At 57.5% G+C, this 17,404-nt stretch carries 15 protein-coding genes; 14 read left to right on the top strand and 1 reads right to left on the bottom strand.

All coding sequences use genetic code 11. From position 1 onward, the window contains the following. Positions 1–11: 11 nt before the first annotated feature. The 13 genes from EHN06_RS12755 to putP all read left to right on the top strand — a co-directional run bounded on the left by EHN06_RS12755 (position 12) and on the right by putP (position 13,812). A complete protein-coding gene (locus EHN06_RS12755; protein ID WP_127332932.1) occupies positions 12–566 on the top strand; it encodes a YceD family protein in 555 nt (184 codons plus the stop codon). 89 nt (positions 567–655) lie between these two features. Next, positions 656–835 carry a 50S ribosomal protein L32 gene (gene rpmF / locus EHN06_RS12750; RefSeq protein ID WP_127332931.1) on the top strand — a complete coding sequence of 60 codons (180 nt, stop codon included), beginning with the start codon at positions 656–658 and terminating at the stop codon, positions 833–835. Positions 836–878: 43 nt separating this feature from the next. Then, a complete protein-coding gene (gene plsX / locus EHN06_RS12745; protein ID WP_127332930.1) occupies positions 879–1,880 on the top strand; it encodes a phosphate acyltransferase PlsX in 1,002 nt (333 codons plus the stop codon). Positions 1,881–1,993: 113 nt separating this feature from the next. Continuing rightward, positions 1,994–2,932, top strand: a complete 939-nt coding sequence (gene fabD, locus EHN06_RS12740; protein ID WP_127332929.1) for an ACP S-malonyltransferase — start codon at positions 1,994–1,996, stop codon at positions 2,930–2,932. Between the two features lie 35 nt (positions 2,933–2,967). Next, positions 2,968–3,711 (top strand): 3-oxoacyl-ACP reductase FabG, encoded by a 744-nt coding sequence (fabG, locus tag EHN06_RS12735; protein ID WP_127332928.1) that lies wholly within the window; start codon positions 2,968–2,970, stop codon positions 3,709–3,711. 132 nt (positions 3,712–3,843) lie between these two features. After that, a complete protein-coding gene (gene acpP / locus EHN06_RS12730; protein ID WP_008174976.1) occupies positions 3,844–4,077 on the top strand; it encodes an acyl carrier protein in 234 nt (77 codons plus the stop codon). A gap of 132 nt (positions 4,078–4,209) precedes the next feature. After that, positions 4,210–5,457 (top strand): beta-ketoacyl-ACP synthase II, encoded by a 1,248-nt coding sequence (fabF, locus tag EHN06_RS12725; RefSeq protein WP_127332927.1) that lies wholly within the window; start codon positions 4,210–4,212, stop codon positions 5,455–5,457. Positions 5,458–5,463: 6 nt separating this feature from the next. Further along, positions 5,464–6,285 carry an aminodeoxychorismate lyase gene (pabC, locus tag EHN06_RS12720; RefSeq protein WP_127332926.1) on the top strand — a complete coding sequence of 274 codons (822 nt, stop codon included), beginning with the start codon at positions 5,464–5,466 and terminating at the stop codon, positions 6,283–6,285. Between the two features lies 1 nt (position 6,286). Continuing rightward, positions 6,287–7,342, top strand: a complete 1,056-nt coding sequence (mltG, locus tag EHN06_RS12715; protein ID WP_127332925.1) for an endolytic transglycosylase MltG — start codon at positions 6,287–6,289, stop codon at positions 7,340–7,342. Then, positions 7,339–7,974, top strand: coding sequence for a dTMP kinase (gene tmk / locus EHN06_RS12710; protein WP_127332924.1), 636 nt, complete (start codon positions 7,339–7,341; stop codon positions 7,972–7,974). Before mltG ends, tmk begins: the two co-directional genes overlap by 4 nt. 107 nt (positions 7,975–8,081) lie before the next feature. Continuing rightward, a complete protein-coding gene (locus EHN06_RS12705; protein WP_127332923.1) occupies positions 8,082–8,861 on the top strand; it encodes a helix-turn-helix transcriptional regulator in 780 nt (259 codons plus the stop codon). A 202-nt stretch (positions 8,862–9,063) separates the two neighbouring features. After that, a complete protein-coding gene (gene putA, locus EHN06_RS12700) occupies positions 9,064–12,252 on the top strand; it encodes a bifunctional proline dehydrogenase/L-glutamate gamma-semialdehyde dehydrogenase PutA (protein ID WP_127332922.1) in 3,189 nt (1,062 codons plus the stop codon). 66 nt (positions 12,253–12,318) lie between these two features. Next, positions 12,319–13,812: a sodium/proline symporter PutP gene (gene putP / locus EHN06_RS12695; protein ID WP_127332921.1), complete on the top strand. Its 1,494-nt coding sequence runs from the start codon at positions 12,319–12,321 to the stop codon at positions 13,810–13,812. A 125-nt stretch (positions 13,813–13,937) separates the two neighbouring features. Here putP and EHN06_RS12690 read toward each other — a convergent pair whose 3' ends face one another. Beyond that, entirely contained in the window at positions 13,938–16,532 is a 2,595-nt protein-coding gene (locus EHN06_RS12690; RefSeq protein WP_127334441.1) for a bifunctional aconitate hydratase 2/2-methylisocitrate dehydratase, read from the bottom strand. Positions 16,533–16,790: 258 nt separating this feature from the next. Here EHN06_RS12690 and EHN06_RS12685 point away from each other — a divergent pair, with 258 nt between their 5' ends. Beyond that, entirely contained in the window at positions 16,791–17,399 is a 609-nt protein-coding gene (locus tag EHN06_RS12685; protein WP_127332920.1) for a tRNA-(ms[2]io[6]A)-hydroxylase, read from the top strand. Positions 17,400–17,404: the final 5 nt, after the last annotated feature.

Raw genomic sequence — 17,404 nt, 5'->3', positions numbered from 1 at the left:
ATTGCGCGCCTATGTCAAAAGCGTCAAACGCCGAGTTACCCAGATCTGTCGATCCCTATCGGTTGGCGGAGCAGAACACCGTGTTGGAGGGAGAAATTCCTCTGATCGGGTTGTCGCGTTTCCGTGAAGCGATACTGGGTTATGGCGAGGGGGCGGTGTGCCGGGTTCGTCTGTCATTCACCATGGACAGTCAACGTCGTCGCATCGTATCGGGAGAGTTGCGGGCGCCGGTCGATCTGGAATGCCAGCGCTGCATGAATGCCATGCACCGGACACTGGATTCTGAATTTACGCTGGGGCTCGTTACCAGTGATGAACAGGCGCAGCAGTTACCGAAGGAGTTGGAGCCGTTCCTGACGGATGAGTTCAGTGCGGATCTCTGGTCCATGTGTGAAGATGAACTGCTGCTGGTGCTGCCACCATTCCCGCTTCACGACCGGAACGACTGTCCGGCCCGGGAAGATCTGGAAGCATACGAGCCTGATGGTGAGTCGGCTGCGCCGGAGAAACCATCAGGTGAGAACCCGTTCAGTGTGCTGGCGGATCTCAAGACGAAGAAGCATTAACCGGGCGCGGTGTCCTGCGGGAAGCCAGCGCGATACTAACGAATAGACGTTACTGTTTTAGTTCACGTTAACAGGTCAGGAGCATAATCATGGCTGTACAGCAAAACCGAAAGACCCGCTCAAAGCGTGGCATGCGCCGTTCACACGACGCCCTGAGCGCCGCAACTCTGTCCACTGACACAACCACCGGCGAAGTTCATCGTCGTCACCACGTGTCTCCGGACGGCTTTTACCGTGGTAAGCAGGTAATCGAAGCGCGCGACGAGTAACTCGTTGCAGTCAGGCCGCAATCCAGTGCCGGATGCAAAAAGGGTGACGTCAGTCACCATTGCGATTGATGCCATGAGTGGCGATCGCGGGGCCGCGGTGGTTGCCTCCGCGGCACTGGATGCGGTGCGCGAAAATGAAGCCTTGAGTCTTATTCTGGTTGGTATCCGGAGTGAGCTCGAGGCTTTTTTGGATCCCGGGCACCCCCGAATTCGCATCGTTGAAGCGGCGGATGTGGTTCGGATGAACGAACGCCCGTCCCATGCGCTCAGACACAAGCGCAATTCCTCAATGGCGGTAGCCCTCAGTCTGGTGCGCGATGGCGAGGCCCAGGGCTGTGTCAGTGCGGGCAATACCGGCGCGCTGATGGCGTTTGGCCGATCCATTATTCGGATGTACCCGGGTATTGAGCGCCCGGCGATTTCCAAACTGATTCCCTCCCTGCGCGGTCGGTGCCATGTTCTGGATCTGGGCGCCAATGTCGATTCCACTGCGGAAAACCTGTATCAATACGCCCTGATGGGGTCGCTGATGGCATCCGCAATATGTGCCCAGCCAGAACCCCGGGTGGCCCTGCTTAACGTGGGTGAGGAAGAGATCAAGGGAAATGAGCAGGTGCGTCTCGCCTCTCACATGTTGGCCCAGTGCGATACCATCAATTACATCGGCTACGTAGAAGGCAGTGATCTGTTTCGCGATGTGGCGGATGTCGTGGTCTGTGATGGCTTTGTCGGCAATATTGCCCTCAAAACCGGAGAGGGCGTGGCGGGCCTGTTGATCGAATTGATGGAGCAGACCTTTACCCGCACCCTCTATGGGCGATTTGTTGGGTTGCTGGCGCGCCCGCTTATTGGTCGGTTGCTGCGGTTGATGGACCCATCCCGTCACAATGGTGCCAGCTTGCTGGGTCTGCAGGGCGTGGTGATCAAAAGCCATGGCAATGCCAACGAGCGCGCCATGCTCTCGGCCATTCGTCAGGCGGTCAGGGAGGTTGAGCTGGAGGTGCCCCAGCGTATCAATGAGCGCCTTGACGATTTGATGATTTGACCTGTCTGCGACTAAAGTCTGTTCTCTGAAGCCGGTACATTGGTGCGACTTTACCTTAAATTGTACTATTGGCTAATCTCCCGCAACCCTCCAATGACGGTAAGATTCCGCTTATGAAATCAGCCTTTATTTTTCCCGGACAGGGGTCGCAGTCAGTAGGCATGCTGGCAACAGCTGCCGAGCACTGGCCCATTATCGAACAGACCTTCTCCGAAGCGTCTCAACATCTTGGTTACGATCTGTGGCACCTTTGTCAGAAAGGCCCCGCAGAAGAGCTCAACCAGACCATGGTTACCCAACCCGCGTTGCTGACTGCAAGCATTGCCCTTTGGCGGCAGTGGTTTGTTGCTGGTGGTAAACGGCCCGATTTTCTGGCCGGGCACAGCCTGGGTGAATACAGTGCACTGGTGGCGGCGGAAAGCCTGGACTTTCTGGATGCCATCGAGCTCGTGCGCCTGCGTGGCGAGTTGATGCAGAATGCTGTGCCCGCCGGTGAGGGCAAAATGGCGGCTATTCTCGGGCTTGAGGATGCTGACGTGGTTGCCGCCTGCGAAGAAGCGGCCAGCGGCGACGTGGTGTCTGCTGTTAATTTCAATGCACCGGGGCAAGTGGTTATTGCCGGTTCCGCTGCGGCTGTGGAGCGCGCGGTCGAGGCCTGCAAGGCGAAAGGGGCTCGCAAGGCCATGCCATTGCCGGTGAGTGTGCCCTCTCATTGTGCACTGATGAAAGGCGCCGCTGAGGAACTGGCCACCGCACTGGATGAAGTCAGTTTTAATGATGCTGTCATCCCCATCATACAGAATGTTAATGCATCGGCGGGGACGGATGCCGATACACTGAAGGCCAATCTGGTCAAGCAGCTTTATTCGCCGGTGCTCTGGACCGATTCGGTACGTGCGCTGGTCGCCAGTGACGTGCAGGTTGCCGTTGAATGTGGGGCTGGTAAGGTTCTTGCTGGTCTGATCAAGCGTATCGACCGCAATTTGTCGGTGCATGGAATTGAAGACCCGGATGCGCTCGCGAAAGCAATGGATGCATTCGGACAGTCCTGAACCGTTGGATAGTCCTAAACAGAAGGGAGCGAACCATGTCTCTTGAAGGCAAAACCGCACTGGTTACCGGTGCGACCCGCGGTATTGGTAAGGCCATTGCGCGGGCATTGGCAGAGCAGGGCGCCGAGGTGGTAGGTACGGCAACCAGCGCTGAGGGGGCTGAATCGATTTCGGCCGCCATGAAAGAGGCGGGGCTGAATGGCTACGGCATCGTGATGAACGTCGCGGACCCCGGCAGTATCGAGGAAGGCCTCAAGGCGGTGTCGGAAAAATCCGGCGCGCCGGTGATCCTGGTCAATAATGCCGGTATTACCCGTGATAACCTCCTGATGCGTCTGAAGGATGATGACTGGACTTCCGTGCTGGAAACCAACCTGTCCAGCGTGTACCGCACCAGCAAGGCGGTGCTTCGCGGGATGGCCAAGGCCCGTTGGGGGCGAATCATCAATATCAGTTCCGTCGTGGCGGGCATGGGTAACCCCGGGCAGGGCAACTACTGCGCTGCAAAAGCCGGCGTGGAAGGCTTTACCCGAAGCCTGGCGAAAGAAATGTCGAATCGTGGCATCACTGCAAATTGCGTGGCGCCCGGATTTATCGACACGGATATGACTCGAAAACTGGACGATAAGCAACGCGAGGCTATGCTGGAAGTCATACCCGCGGGTCGTCTGGGTGAGCCGGAAGAAGTCGCAGCCGTGGTTGCCTTCCTGGCGTCGGAATCGGCCGGTTACGTAACGGGTGAGACCATCCACGTAAACGGTGGCATGTACATGGGATAAGCCCATTTCAGGGCTTGTGCGCAACTCCTTGTCGCACAACATGTTTAACAGAATCCCTGCTTGTTTGCGGGTAGGGTTTAAACTACACTTGCAGCACTTAAGTTGCTTGGTTGACACAAAAGTGAGGACATTATGAGTACAGTTGAAGAGCGCGTGAAGAAGATCGTTTGTGAGCAGTTGGGCGTTAAAGAGTCCGAAGTTCAGAATTCATCTTCTTTTGTAGAGGATCTTGGCGCTGACTCACTGGACACCGTTGAGCTGGTTATGGCACTGGAAGAGGAATTTGAAACCGAGATTCCTGACGAAGAGGCCGAGAAGCTGACAAGTGTTCAGGACGCGATCGACTACATTGTCGCGCACACCTGATACTCTGCACGTTTTTTAAGCCAGGCCAGAAGCCGTCCTAGTGTAAAATCTAAGGACGGCTTTTTTATTGGCTGATCTTAATTTCTAATTCGGATTTCGGTGTCACACGGTTCAAATCAGGTGAAAGGGGTTATGACTAAACGACGTGTTGTGATTACAGGCATGGGCATGCTGTCGCCACTGGGTAACAGTGTCGAGTCCTCGTGGGAAGGAATCCAGGCGGGGCGGAGCGGAATAGGGACGATTGATCGCTTTGATGCTTCCGGCTACAACACCCGGATAGGCGGTGCCGTCAAGGATCTGGACATCGAACCCTACCTGTCGGCAAAGGATGCCCGAAAGCTGGACGCCTTTATCCATTACGGTCTGATTGCCGCGCAACAGGCAGTCGAGGCTAGCGGCCTGGATCAATACACCGATCTGGATAGCGAACGTGTGGGTGTCGCTATCGGCTCGGGTATCGGTGGCCTGGAATTTATCGAGAAAAGCGTACTGGCCATGGATAAGTCAGGGCCGCGCAAGGTGTCGCCGTTCTTTGTGCCTGCCTCGGTGATCAATATGATTTCCGGGAATGTGGCCATCCGCTTTGGCTATCGCGGCCCCAATATTGCCATTACCACGGCCTGCACGACGGGTACCCACAATATCGGTTACGCCGCCCGGACAATTGCCTACGGTGATGCCGACGTGATGCTGGCTGGTGGTTCGGAAATGGCCACCACCCGCACCGGCTTGGCGGCGTTCTCCGCGGCCCGGGCGCTGTCCACCCGCAACGACGAGCCGCAGAAGGCGAGTCGCCCCTGGGACAGGGAGCGGGACGGTTTTGTCCTGAGCGACGGTGCCGGGGTGCTGGTGCTGGAAGATCTGGAACATGCCCAGCGCCGTGGCGCCACGATCTACGGTGAAGTGATCGGGTTTGGCATGAGTGACGATGCCCACCACATCACCGCTCCCCCGGAGTCTGGTGAAGGGGCTGCGCGCTCGATGAAAAACGCCATTCGGGATGCGGGCATCGAGCCGTCCGAGATTGATTATATCAATGCCCATGGTACCTCGACCCAGGTGGGGGACGTGGCCGAAGTCGCAGCGGTGAAGAGTGTGTTTGCCGATCATGCCGGTAAACTCGCCATGAGCAGTACCAAGTCCATGACCGGGCATTTGCTGGGAGCGGCCGGTGCGGTTGAGGCAATTTTTTCTGTGTTGGCGATTCGTGAGGGCGTATTGCCTCCCACGATCAATCTGGACAACCCGGATGACGGCTGTGATCTGGACTTCGTTGCCAACCAGAGCCGGAAAGCGGATGTTCGCGTTGCCCTGTCCAATTCCTTCGGTTTTGGTGGTACCAACGGCACGTTGATTTTCCGCCGTTACGAGGATTAAACCGGTTTGTTGAACGTAATTTCGGCGAACAGTAACAACGTTTCTGCGACCGATCGTGGTCTGTCGTACGGCGACGGACTGTTTGAAACCATTCGTATGGAAGGCTGCGGGGCAGTTCTGCTTTCCCGACACCTCCGGAGAATGGTGGCGGACGCCGCAGTGCTGGGCATTGCCGTTACTGAACCGGAGTTACGTGCCGCCGTACGCGATGCGGTTGGAGTGCACGCGGAGACCTTTGGCTCCGGAAGCTGGGTTCTCAAGCTGGTACTGACCCGCGGAAGCGGTGGGCGTGGCTACCGCCCTGCGGACGAAGGGATGCCGAATCTGATTGTGTCCGTCAGTGCTATGCCACCCGTTCCCGGTCCTGAAGGTGTTGTGGCCGGTGTCTCGGAGTTTCCGTTGACCGTTAATCCACGCCTCGCTGGCATCAAGACGCTCAATCGCCTGGAGCAGGTGATGGCGAGCCGTGGGCTGACCGATGAGCTGTATGAAGTGGCGATGTGTGACTCTGCCGGTCAACTGGTTGAGGGAACCCGCACCAACGTGTTGATGAAAACCTCCGCTCACTGGATAACTCCGCCTCGGGAGTGCCTGGCGGTTGCAGGGGTCATGCGCGGCCATGTGATGGATTACCTGGATCGTCAGGGGGAGAAAGTGGAATATTCGGCGATCCCCCCTTCGAAGCTCAAAGGGCCTGATTTTCAGGGGCTCTACCTGATGAACAGCGTGATTGGTATAGTGCCAGTTCGCAGATTTGACGGGCTGGATTTGCCAGTTAATGACGCTCTTGCGACAATCTTCAACCCTCTCGATTTAGTGGAATTCTAGTTTGCTCCGGAAGTTACTGATAGCCGTTGTTTGTCTTCTGATCCTGGCCGGTTCCGGCGGTGCGCTTTGGGTATGGCAGGGAATGAAAACCCTGGATATCCCGGTGACACTGGAAGAGCCGGTGCTGTTCGATGTGCCTATGGGGACGGGCTTTGGCCAGGTGGCACGCAAGCTGGAAGCCGAGGGGTTTCTGGAGGATTCCCTGTGGATGCGACTTCATGGTCGCCTTAACCCGGAGGTAATCCAGGTAAAGGCCGGAGAGTATGAGATTAACTCTGGTATGAGTCCCCGGCAGATTCTGTCGAAGATGGTCGCTGGCGATACCAAACAATGGTCGATTCAGTTCATAGAAGGCTGGACGTTCCAGGACATGCGTCAGGCCTTGGCAAACAGCGAACATCTCGTGCTGGAAACCACCGATTGGAGTGATGACGACATCATGAAAGCGGTTGGTGCCGAAGGCGAGCATCCCGAGGGTCGCTTTTTCCCGGACACCTATGCGTTTACCCGTGGTGAGACGGATCTGGATCTCCTGCGGCGGTCTTTTGAGCGCATGGAGCAGGTCCTGGCGGAGGAATGGGAGGATCGGGCGGAAAACCTGCCGTACGATTCTCCCTACGAAGCCCTGATCATGGCGTCCATCGTCGAGAGGGAAACCGGGGCCCCTGCCGAGCGTGGCGAGGTGGCCGGTGTCTTCGTGCGACGGTTGCAGAAGGGCATGCGGCTGCAGACGGACCCCACGGTCATTTACGGCATGGGGGATCGTTACGTTGGCCGCATTACCCGCAAGGATCTGCAGCGCCATACGCCCTACAATACCTACCGAATTGACGGGCTGCCGCCCACACCTATTGCCTTGCCGGGCAGGGAAGCGATTCACGCGGCGCTGAACCCGGAAGGCGGGGATGCGCTCTACTTCGTCGCCCGGGGTGACGGCACCCACAAATTTTCCAGAACTTTGAGCGAGCATCAGAAGGCGGTAAGGGAATTCCAGCTTAATCGCCGTTCGGACTACCGGTCATCCCCGGCTCCCGTCGTTAACGGGGAGAACCCATGACTCAGCGTGGCCGATTCATTACCTTCGAAGGTACCGAGGGCGTTGGGAAATCCACCCAGTTGCAGACTGCGGCGGATACGCTGACCGCGCTGGGGGTGGAATTTATTGTCACCCGGGAGCCTGGTGGTACGCCGATGGCCGAAGCCATTCGGGAGTTGCTGCTGACGCCGCGGGACGAACCGGTCAACGAGACCACAGAACTCCTGCTGATGTTTGCAGCTCGTGCTCAACATCTGCACACCCGTATTCTGCCGGAACTGAATGCGGGGCGGTGGGTGTTGTGTGACCGCTTTACCGATGCCACATTCGCCTATCAGGGCGGTGGTCGCGGTGTCCCGGAAGAACACATTGCGTTGCTGGAAGATCTGGTGCAGGGGGAGGTCCGGCCGGATCAGGTGATTCTGCTGGATGCACCGGTCGAAACCGGAATGACCCGCGCCCGCCATCGCGGTGACCTGGATCGCTTTGAGCAGGAAGCTTTGGCGTTCTTTGAGCGCATCCGCGCTACCTACCTGAAACGGGCCTCTGCAGACCCTGAGCGTTATCAGATCGTTGACGCCGCCAGGTCACTGGAAGTGGTCACTGAGGACGTAGTCAGTCGTATCACTGCGATGGTGACAAAGGCATCCTGATGGCCCGGCTGCCTTTGTGATATCGACGTTTCGGTCAATTTCGTGCAAGTTTTGACCTGATCTGCTTTAATTGAGTCACATTCTCAAAAGAAATCCGGAAACCGGAAATGTTGAACGCACGCTTGTTGAAACTTCCCATAGCGTCACACCAGCATCGCCATGAGCATCATCAGATAGTCGTGGGTGTGAGGGGAGAGGCCGATATCAGCGTGGATGGCACCGGTTCTCACCTCGATACCTGGCGAGCTTGCCTGGTGCCCACGGAAGCACGCCACGACTATTGTGGGGATAACCAGAACCATGTTCTGGTGATTAATCTGGATCCCTACATGCCTGCCCTCAACACGCCCGCCCATGCGGAATACGAGCGATTGGCTCCTCTGTTTGAGCGGCCGAGAACCCTGGACATGGATAATAGACTGCAAGGGCTGGTGCAGTTCACCGCCGGTGAGTTTGACCGGGCACCGGAAAACGATGGCCTTAAGCAGCATCTGGCGGCCAGCATCCTGCATTGCATGGCGGAGCGCCTGAATGACGGGCGATCAGTACAGGCCCATCGTCATACCATCCGGCCGGACACCATTCGCCGCTATATCATGGAAAACCTGCATCGCAAGATCACGGTTACCGACCTGGCGGGAGTGGCCTGCCTGAGTGTCAGCCGATTCCATGAAATGTTCCGGGAAGTCACCGGCATTACTCCTCATCAGTTCCTGTTGCAGACTCGCCTTGATCAGGCGGCACAGTTACTCCTTTCCACCGGACTTTCGGTGTCTGAAGTCAGTTACCGGACCGGGTTTTCATCCCAGGGTGCCCTTACCAATGCGCTGAGAAAATACAAGGGCACTACTCCCACCAAGTTACGGTTAGGTGAAAAAGTCGCCTGATTTCACTAAAAATCAGCAGTTCCGGACGAATTTGCAAAAGAATCGTAGGAATTTGTAAGTCTGTAATCCGTAGTAATACTAACTTACAGGTTCAGTTGATCATCGTCAGGACGCTGCCGGAACCAGGCGCCTGTTTCCTGACCTGAAAGCACTATGTTGGATATCGGAGAGACCGTCTCCGATATCGGGAAGGGGTATGCCTATGTTCAGTGCAAGCAAGGTTCTTGAGCCGGCATTCCAGGAGCAGTCGCGATCCTGTTTCTGGGAGAGCATTATCGGAAACTATGCCGTTGACGAAACCCGCTACCTGAATGAGCTGATTCCCCTGGCCCAGAGCGATGCAGCAGAACAACGTGCGGTTACCGAAACAGCCACCACGCTGATCAGAAAAGTGCGCGAGCAGGACGACGCCGTCCATATGGTCGATGCCTTGTTGCAGGAATACAGCCTGGATACCGAGGAAGGTATCCTGTTGATGTGCCTGGCTGAAGCCCTGATGCGAATCCCGGACAAATACACTGCGGATGCCCTGATCGGCGACAAAATGTCAGTGGCAGACTGGCAGAAACACGTTGGCCGCAGTGAGTCCACGCTGGTTAATGCCTCCACTTGGGGGCTACTGCTTACCGGCCACGTGGTCAAGATGGACAAGCGCCTCGATGGATCCCCCTCCAGCATCTGGAGGCGGCTGGTCAAGCGCAGCGGCGAACCGGTCATCCGTAGTGCCATGTACCGCGCCATGGCAATTATGGGTAAGCAATTCGTGCTGGGGCGGGATATCGACGAAGCCCTGAAGAACGCTCGTGAATATCGTGACCTGGGCTATACCTATTCTTTCGATATGCTTGGCGAAGCCGCCTTGACCAGAGACGATGCCGAGCGCTATTTACAGGATTATCTGCGCGCCATAGAGTCTGTAGGCAACGATACCTACCCTTCGGCCGGCGTACCGTCCCCCTCTATTTCCATCAAATTATCTGCCCTGCATCCACGTTACGAAGTCGCTCAGGAAGAGCGGGTCCTCAAGGAGCTGGCTGAGACTGTGGGCGGATTATTGGAACGGGCGCGGGAAAAAGGCGTGTCGATTACCATCGATGCAGAGGAGATGGACCGCCTTGAACTTTCCCTCAAGTTGTTTGAGAAAGTTTACACGTCACCGGTTGCCCGGGGTTGGGGCGGGTTTGGTCTGGTTATCCAGGCTTATTCCAAGCGTGCATTGCCGGTGCTGTGCTGGTTGACCAGGCTGGCAAAAGAGCAGGGCGATGAAATCCCGATTCGGCTGGTCAAGGGCGCGTACTGGGATACCGAGATCAAGATCTGCCAACAATTGGGTCTCGACAGCTATCCGGTGTTTACCCGTAAGGAAGCCACGGACACATCCTATCTGGCGTGCCTGCGCTACCTGCTGAGCGATTACACCGATGGCGCCCTTTACCCTCAGCTGGCCAGCCACAATGCCCATACCGTGGCTTCGGTGCTGGCGATGTCAAAGAACAAGAGCCGGAAGATCGAGTTCCAACGCCTGCATGGCATGGGGGATGCGCTTTACAACGGGATTCTTCAGGAGCATGACATTCCGGTTCGTATTTACGCCCCCGTTGGTGCCCACAAGGATCTGCTGCCCTATCTGGTGCGTCGCTTGCTGGAAAATGGCGCCAACTCTTCTTTCGTGCATCGCCTGGTGGATGCTGCCACACCGATTGAAGCCCTGGTGCAGGACCCGGTTCAGGAGCTGCAGAAGTACGATTCCCTGCCAAACGACCGCATCCCCTTGCCAACGGATATCTACGGTGGCGAGCGCAGGAACTCAAAAGGCCTGAACATTCATATTGCCGCCCACCTGAATCCTCTGATGAATCATCTGGCCGAGTGGGGGAACACCAGTTGGGATGCCGGTCCGGTGATCAACGGTACTCGCCGTCGGGATGGAGAACGTACGCAGGTTCGCTCACCGTACGACCGGACCCGGTCTGTCGGGCATGTGGTGTGGGCCGGCGAAGGCCATGCGGCGGAAGCCCTGGAGGTTGCTACGGCAGGTTTCCGGAGCTGGAGCGAGCGCCCGGTAGAGGATCGCGCGCGCTGCCTCGAAAGGTATGCCGATCTGATGGAAACCCACATGGAAGAGCTTATGGCTCTCTGTTGCCGAGAAGCGGGCAAAACCATGCAGGATGGTATTGACGAAGTACGGGAAGCCGTGGACTTCTGTCGCTATTACGCCATCCAGGCGCGCGCTCGCTTCGGCAAGGCCATCGCGCTGCCAGGACCGACCGGAGAGAGCAACGAGCTTTATATGGAGGGGCGGGGCGTGTTTCTCTGCATCAGCCCCTGGAACTTCCCTCTGGCCATTTTTACCGGCCAGGTCATGGCGGCGCTGGTTGCAGGCAATACCGTGATTGCCAAACCGGCGGAGCAAACCAGCCTGTTGGCCCACCGGGCGACGGAACTGATGCTGGAAGCCGGCTTCCCGCCGGACGTTATTCAACTGTTACCCGGTGATGGCGGAACAATTGGCGGCAAACTGACCCCGGACCCCAGGATTGCCGGCATCGCCTTCACCGGATCTACCCAGGTTGCCCACATTCTTAACCGCACACTGGCTCAGCGTGAGGGGCCGATTGTGCCCCTGATCGCAGAAACGGGCGGCCAGAATGCGATGATTGTGGACAGCAGCGCACTGCCGGAACAGGTGGTGCAGGATGTACTTCAATCTGCTTTTGCCAGTGCCGGCCAGCGTTGTTCCGCATTGCGGGTATTGTACCTGCAGGAAGACGTGGCAGACCGGATGGAAACATTGCTCGCAGGAGCCATGCAGGAGTTGTCTGTTGGTAACCCCGAACTCCACCGTACCGACGTGGGGCCGGTGATTGATGAAGAGGCGCAATCCAGCCTGCAACAACACTTGCAGGAGCTGGAGAGCGGTGCGCGGTTGATTGCCCGGGCCCCGGTTCCACCTGCCTGTCAGGCTGGCTACTTCATCGCGCCTTCGGCGTACGGCATTTCCAGCATCAATGAGCTGAAGACCGAGCATTTTGGTCCTATTCTTCATGTTATTCGTTACCAGGCCGAGAAGCTCGACGACGTCATCAACGAGATCAATGGCGCCGGTTACGGCCTGACGTTGGGCATTCACAGTCGCAGTGAGAGCACGGCGGCCTATATTGAACAACGGGTAAAAGTGGGCAATTGCTACATCAACCGTAACCAGATTGGTGCCGTTGTTGGTGTGCAACCGTTTGGCGGTCGTGGCCTGTCCGGCACTGGCCCGAAGGCGGGAGGCCCGCATTACCTGCTGAGGTTCGCCACCGAGCGTACCCGCACCATTAATACCACGGCGGTAGGCGGTAACGCGTCGTTGCTGTCGCTTGGTATTGAGAAAGTCGAGGAGAAATGAGAACAACGACAGGGATGTCGTAACACCCAATAACGAACCCAGATAGCGCACGGGGAGAAAACTAAAATGATAGGAAACAGCGTAGGGGTGAGCATAACCTTTATTTTCTACATCTTGTTGATGTTGGGAGTAGGTTACGTCGCCTGGAAACGTACCACGAATCTTTCAGACTACATTCTCGGTGGCCGGAGTCTCGGGCCACTGCCATCTGCACTGAGTGCTGGTGCTTCAGACATGAGTGGCTGGCTGCTTCTGGGCCTGCCGGGCTATGCCTATGCAGCCGGTTATGAAGCTATCTGGATTGCCATTGGCCTGTTGGCCGGTACCTGGCTGAACTGGCTGTTTGTTGCTCGTCGCCTGCGTACCTACTCCCTGGCAGCCGGGGATTCACTGACCCTGCCTTCCTACTTCGAGAACCGTTTTAACGACACCAGCCGTATCCTGCGAGTGGTGTGTGCGTTCTTCATTCTGCTGTTCTTCCTGTTCTATACCAGTTCCGGTCTGGTTGCAGGCGGTAAGCTGTTTGAGACTGTATTCGGCATCGACTACACCACGGCTGTCATCATTGGCACCATCGCGGTGGTGTCCTACACCTTCTTCGGTGGTTTCCTTGCGGTGTCCTGGACGGACGTAATACAGGGGCTGCTGATGTTTGCCGCGCTGCTGCTGGTGCCTATCATGGCGATGAACGCCGCTGGCGGCTGGGGAGCAACTGAGATGGCAATGGAGGCGAAGAATCCGGAGTTTCTCAATGCCCTGACCGGAACCGACGGCAGTGCCTTGAGCGCTATCGCCATTATCTCACTACTGGCCTGGGGGCTGGGTTACTTTGGTCAACCGCATATCCTGGCACGTTTCAAGGCGATTCGTTCCGAGGATGATGTGCCGGCCGCACGCCGTATTGCCGTTACCTGGAGTGGCCTGGGACTGCTGGGTGCACTGTTGGTTGGCTTCTCGGCCATTGGTTATTTTGAGACGCCACTGGACGACGGCGAGCGTGCCTTCATGCTGCTGGTGGACGCTCTGTTCCATCCGGTTATTGCCGGTATCCTGCTGGCCGCCATCCTGGCGGCCATTATGAGTACCGCCGACTCCCAGTTGTTGGTGTCTTCCTCCGCCCTGGCTGAAGATTTCTACAAGGCGCTGTTCCGCAAGGAAGCATCACAGAAAGAGCTGGTATGGGTGGGTCGTCTGGCCGTAGTGGGTATCGCCATCATTGCACTGTTGCTGGGCCTCGATCCGGACAGCAAGGTGCTTGAACTGGTGTCCTATGCCTGGGCCGGCTTTGGTGCCGCCTTCGGTCCCGCGCTGATCCTGTCGCTGTTCTGGAACAAGATGAACCGTGCTGGCGCCATCGCAGGTATCGTGGTCGGTGGTGTGACCGTAGTGGTCTGGGGCAACCTCACCGGTGGTCTTTTCGACCTCTATGAGATTGTACCTGGCTTCCTCTTCGCCACCATTGCGATTCTGGTTGTGTCCAAGCTCTCCGGTGAGCCTCACCAGAGCATTCAGGACCAGTTCCAGCGTGCCATGGGTCGCGGAGCACGTGATCTGCCGTAAACGGTCTCAGGACTGTTGAAAGGGGCTCCTGCGGGAGCCCTTTTTTGTTTTACGGATTTGCATCACAAAAAAACGCCAGCCCGTAGGCTGGCGTTGTTATGGAGCTAAACCTTAAAGGTTAGTGCTTAGGCGACGTTCGCTTCAGCGGCCTTCTTGGTGTAGTTCTCCATCTGGTCGAAGTTGAGATACTTGTAGATCTCTTTCGACATGCTGTTCAGGTCCTTGGCGTACTCCATGTACTCCGCGGGGGAGGGGAGTTTGCCCAGTACCGCACCCACAGCAGCCAGTTCCGCGGAGGTCAGGTACACGTTGGCACCATCGCCGAGGCGGTTCGGGAAGTTACGGGTGGAGGTGGACAGCACCGTGGACTTGGCGGCCACACGTGCCTGGTTACCCATGCACAGGGAGCAGCCCGGCATCTCGGTGCGCACACCGGCGGTGCCGTAGGTGTTGAAGTAGCCTTCTTCCATCAGCTGCGCCTGGTCCATCTTGGTCGGCGGAGACATCCACAGGCGGGTCTTCAGGGGCTCTTTGTTCTGCTCCAGAAGCTTACCAGCGGCACGGAAGTGACCGATGTTGGTCATGCAGGAACCGATGAACACTTCGTCCACCTTGTCGCCAGCAACTTCGGACAGGAACTTGGCGTCGTCCGGGTCGTTCGGGCAGCATACGATCGGCTCCTTGATGTCGGCCAGATCGATTTCCACCACGTGGGCGTACTCGGCGTCTTTGTCGGCACGCATCAGCTTCGGATCGGCAATCCACTCTTCCATCTGCTTGGCGCGACGCTCCAGGGTACGCGGATCGCCATAACCTTCGGCAATCATCCAGCGCAGCATGGTGATGTTGGAACGCAGGTACTCGGCTACGGACTCTTCAGACAGGTTGATGGTACAACCGGCTGCGGAGCGCTCGGCAGAGGCGTCGGACAGCTCGAACGCCTGCTCAACGGTCAGGTGCTCAAGGCCTTCGATTTCCAGGATGCGGCCGGAGAATTCGTTGATCTTGCCTTTCTTCTCAACGGTCAGCATGCCCTGCTTGATGCCGTACAGCGGAATAGCGTGCACCAGGTCACGCAAGGTGATGCCCGGCTGCATTTCGCCCTTGAAGCGAACCAGAACCGATTCCGGCATATCCAGCGGCATAACACCCGTTGCGGCGGCAAACGCGACCAGACCGGAACCGGCCGGGAAGGAGATGCCCATCGGGAAGCGGGTGTGGGAATCGCCACCGGTACCCACGGTGTCCGGCAACAGCATGCGGTTCAGCCAGGAGTGGATAATACCGTCACCCGGACGCAGGGCGACACCGCCACGGGTCTGGATGAAGTCTGGCATGGTGTGCTGCATTTCCACGTCAACCGGCTTCGGATACGCGGCGGTGTGACAGAAAGACTGCATCACCAGGTCGGCCTGGAAGCCCAGACACGCCAGGTCTTTCAGCTCGTCACGGGTCATCGGGCCGGTGGTGTCCTGGGAGCCGACGGTGGTCATGTGCGGCTCGCAGTAGGTGCCAGGACGAACGCCTTTGCCTTCTTCCAGGCCACAGGCCTTGCCAACCATCTTCTGACCCAGGGTGAAGCCCTTGGTACCGGCTTCCGGATCCGTCGGCAGACGGAAGATGTCGGTAGCACCCAGGCCCAGGGCGGCACGCGCCTTGGCGGTCAGACCACGACCGATGATCAGCGGAATACGGCCGCCAGCCTGAACTTCATCCAGAATGACGTCGGACTTGAACTTGAACTCGGAGATGGTCTCGCCGGCTTCGTTCAGGATCTTGCCTTCGTACGGACGAATTTCGATCACGTCGCCCATGTTCATGTTGTCGACCGGTGCTTCGAATACCAGGGCGCCGGCGTCTTCCATGGTGTTGAAGAAGATCGGGGCAACCTTGTTACCGATACAGACACCGCCGGCACGCTTGTTCGGCACGCCCGGGATGTCTTCACCGAAGAACCACAGAACAGAGTTGGTGGCAGACTTACGGGAAGAACCGGTACCTACTACGTCACCTACGAAGGCAACCGGCAGGCCCTTGGCCTTGATTTCGTCGATCTGGCTCATCGGGCCGGTTACGCCGGGCTCTTCCGGCTTCAGGCCGTCACGCTCCATTTTATAGGCAGCGCGGGCATGCAGCGGGATGTCCGGACGGGACCAGGCATCGGGAGCCGGTGACAGGTCGTCGGTGTTGGTTTCGCCGGTGACCTTGAACACCACCATCTTGGTGCTTTCGGGAACCTTCTTCTTGTTGGTGAACCACTCGGCGTTGGCCCAGGATTCAATCACAGCCTTGGCAACGGCGTTGCCGGCGTCCATCTTTTCCTTGACGTCGTTGAACGCGTCAAACATCAGCAGGGTACGCTTCAGCTGTTCACCGGCCAGCTCAGCCAGTTCGGAATCGTCCAGCAGGTCAACCAGAGTGGCGATGTTGTAGCCACCCTGCATCATGCCCAGCAGCTTGACGGCTTTCTCTTTGTCCAGCAGGGGAGAGCTGGCTTCGCCTTTGACGATGGCGGTCAGGAAAGCGGCCTTGACGTAGGCAGCTTCGTCAACGCCCGGCGGAATGCGGTTTTCCAGAAGATAAACAAGCGTTTCTTCTTCGCCGGCAGGGGGATTTTTCAGCAGCTCGACCAGCGCGGCGGTCTGTTCTGCGTTCAGGGGCTTGGGGGGAATACCCAGAGCTTCGCGTTCTGCGACGTGTTCACGGTAGGCTTCTAACACGATATGGACCCTCATCAGTTGGAATGTCCCGCGTTGTGGGCGTCGGTGCCCGGCGGAAGTGTTATGGCGGAAAAGGCCGCAGGAGCCTCTGAATAACGCCTCAAATCGCTGATGGGGTTTCAGGATTTATTCAGAGACTCCTTGATCTGGCGCTGCATTCTATAGGAAAGCCCTTACAAAGTTAAGATGGACAGACGTCGGAGTGTTCTGTTATGTGGTGTATACTCGCCGCCCCGATACACTGACCCTACGTTTACCATGACCGAAGCCCTGCAAGACATTCACGATTTCCTGCCCTGCCGCACGCCTCGCCGCTGGATTGAAAACGCCCTGGCCAATCAGGATCTGATGCTGATTGATCACGCCCATTGTGAGAAAAAAGCCGCATCGACCGCGTTAAGCCTGATGTACCGCTACGTGGACAACACCGATCTGCTGAACAAAATGTCGCGTCTGGCCCGGGAAGAGTTGCGTCATTTCGAGCAGGTGCTGGCCATCATGAAAAAGCGGGGGGTGGACTATGCTCACCTCAGCCCTGCCCGATACGCCGCCGGGCTGAGGCAGGAAGTGCGGGCTGAAGACCCCGGCAGGCTGGTGGACGTGCTGATTGTCGGCGCCATTATTGAAGCCCGCTCCTGTGAGCGTTTTGCGGCACTGGCGCCACATCTGGATGGCAAGCTGGCGGATTTCTACAACAGCCTGTTGAAGTCGGAAGCCCGCCATTACCAGGATTACCTGACCCTGGCACAGCAGGCCAATGGTGGCCCGGTCGATGAAAGGGTCGCCGTGTTCCTGGCGCTTGAGCAGAAACTGGTCGAAGAGCCTGACCGTGAGTTTCGATTTCATAGCGGGCCGGTCACGGCCTGATACCG

It is taken from the genome of Marinobacter sp. NP-4(2019) (assembly GCF_003994855.1).
Lineage (GTDB): Bacteria > Pseudomonadota > Gammaproteobacteria > Pseudomonadales > Oleiphilaceae > Marinobacter.
The sequence above is the reverse complement of the archived record's forward strand: the minus strand, read 5'-3'. Positions and strand labels throughout refer to the sequence as shown.

Excerpts from the sequence above, each read along its gene's own strand:
- fabD (WP_127332929.1), top strand. The coding sequence starts at position 1,994 with ATGAAATCAGCCTTTATTTTTCCCGGACAGGGGTCGCAGTCAGTAGGC.
- putA (WP_127332922.1), top strand. The coding sequence starts at position 9,064 with ATGTTCAGTGCAAGCAAGGTTCTTGAGCCGGCATTCCAGGAGCAGTCG.
- EHN06_RS12685 (WP_127332920.1), top strand. The coding sequence starts at position 16,791 with ATGACCGAAGCCCTGCAAGACATTCACGATTTCCTGCCCTGCCGCACG.
- fabG (WP_127332928.1), top strand. The coding sequence starts at position 2,968 with ATGTCTCTTGAAGGCAAAACCGCACTGGTTACCGGTGCGACCCGCGGT.
- fabF (WP_127332927.1), top strand. The coding sequence starts at position 4,210 with ATGACTAAACGACGTGTTGTGATTACAGGCATGGGCATGCTGTCGCCA.
- acpP (WP_008174976.1), top strand. The coding sequence starts at position 3,844 with ATGAGTACAGTTGAAGAGCGCGTGAAGAAGATCGTTTGTGAGCAGTTG.
- EHN06_RS12705 (WP_127332923.1), top strand. The coding sequence starts at position 8,082 with ATGTTGAACGCACGCTTGTTGAAACTTCCCATAGCGTCACACCAGCAT.
- rpmF (WP_127332931.1), top strand. The coding sequence starts at position 656 with ATGGCTGTACAGCAAAACCGAAAGACCCGCTCAAAGCGTGGCATGCGC.
- tmk (WP_127332924.1), top strand. The coding sequence starts at position 7,339 with ATGACTCAGCGTGGCCGATTCATTACCTTCGAAGGTACCGAGGGCGTT.
- EHN06_RS12755 (WP_127332932.1), top strand. The coding sequence starts at position 12 with ATGTCAAAAGCGTCAAACGCCGAGTTACCCAGATCTGTCGATCCCTAT.
- putP (WP_127332921.1), top strand. The coding sequence starts at position 12,319 with ATGATAGGAAACAGCGTAGGGGTGAGCATAACCTTTATTTTCTACATC.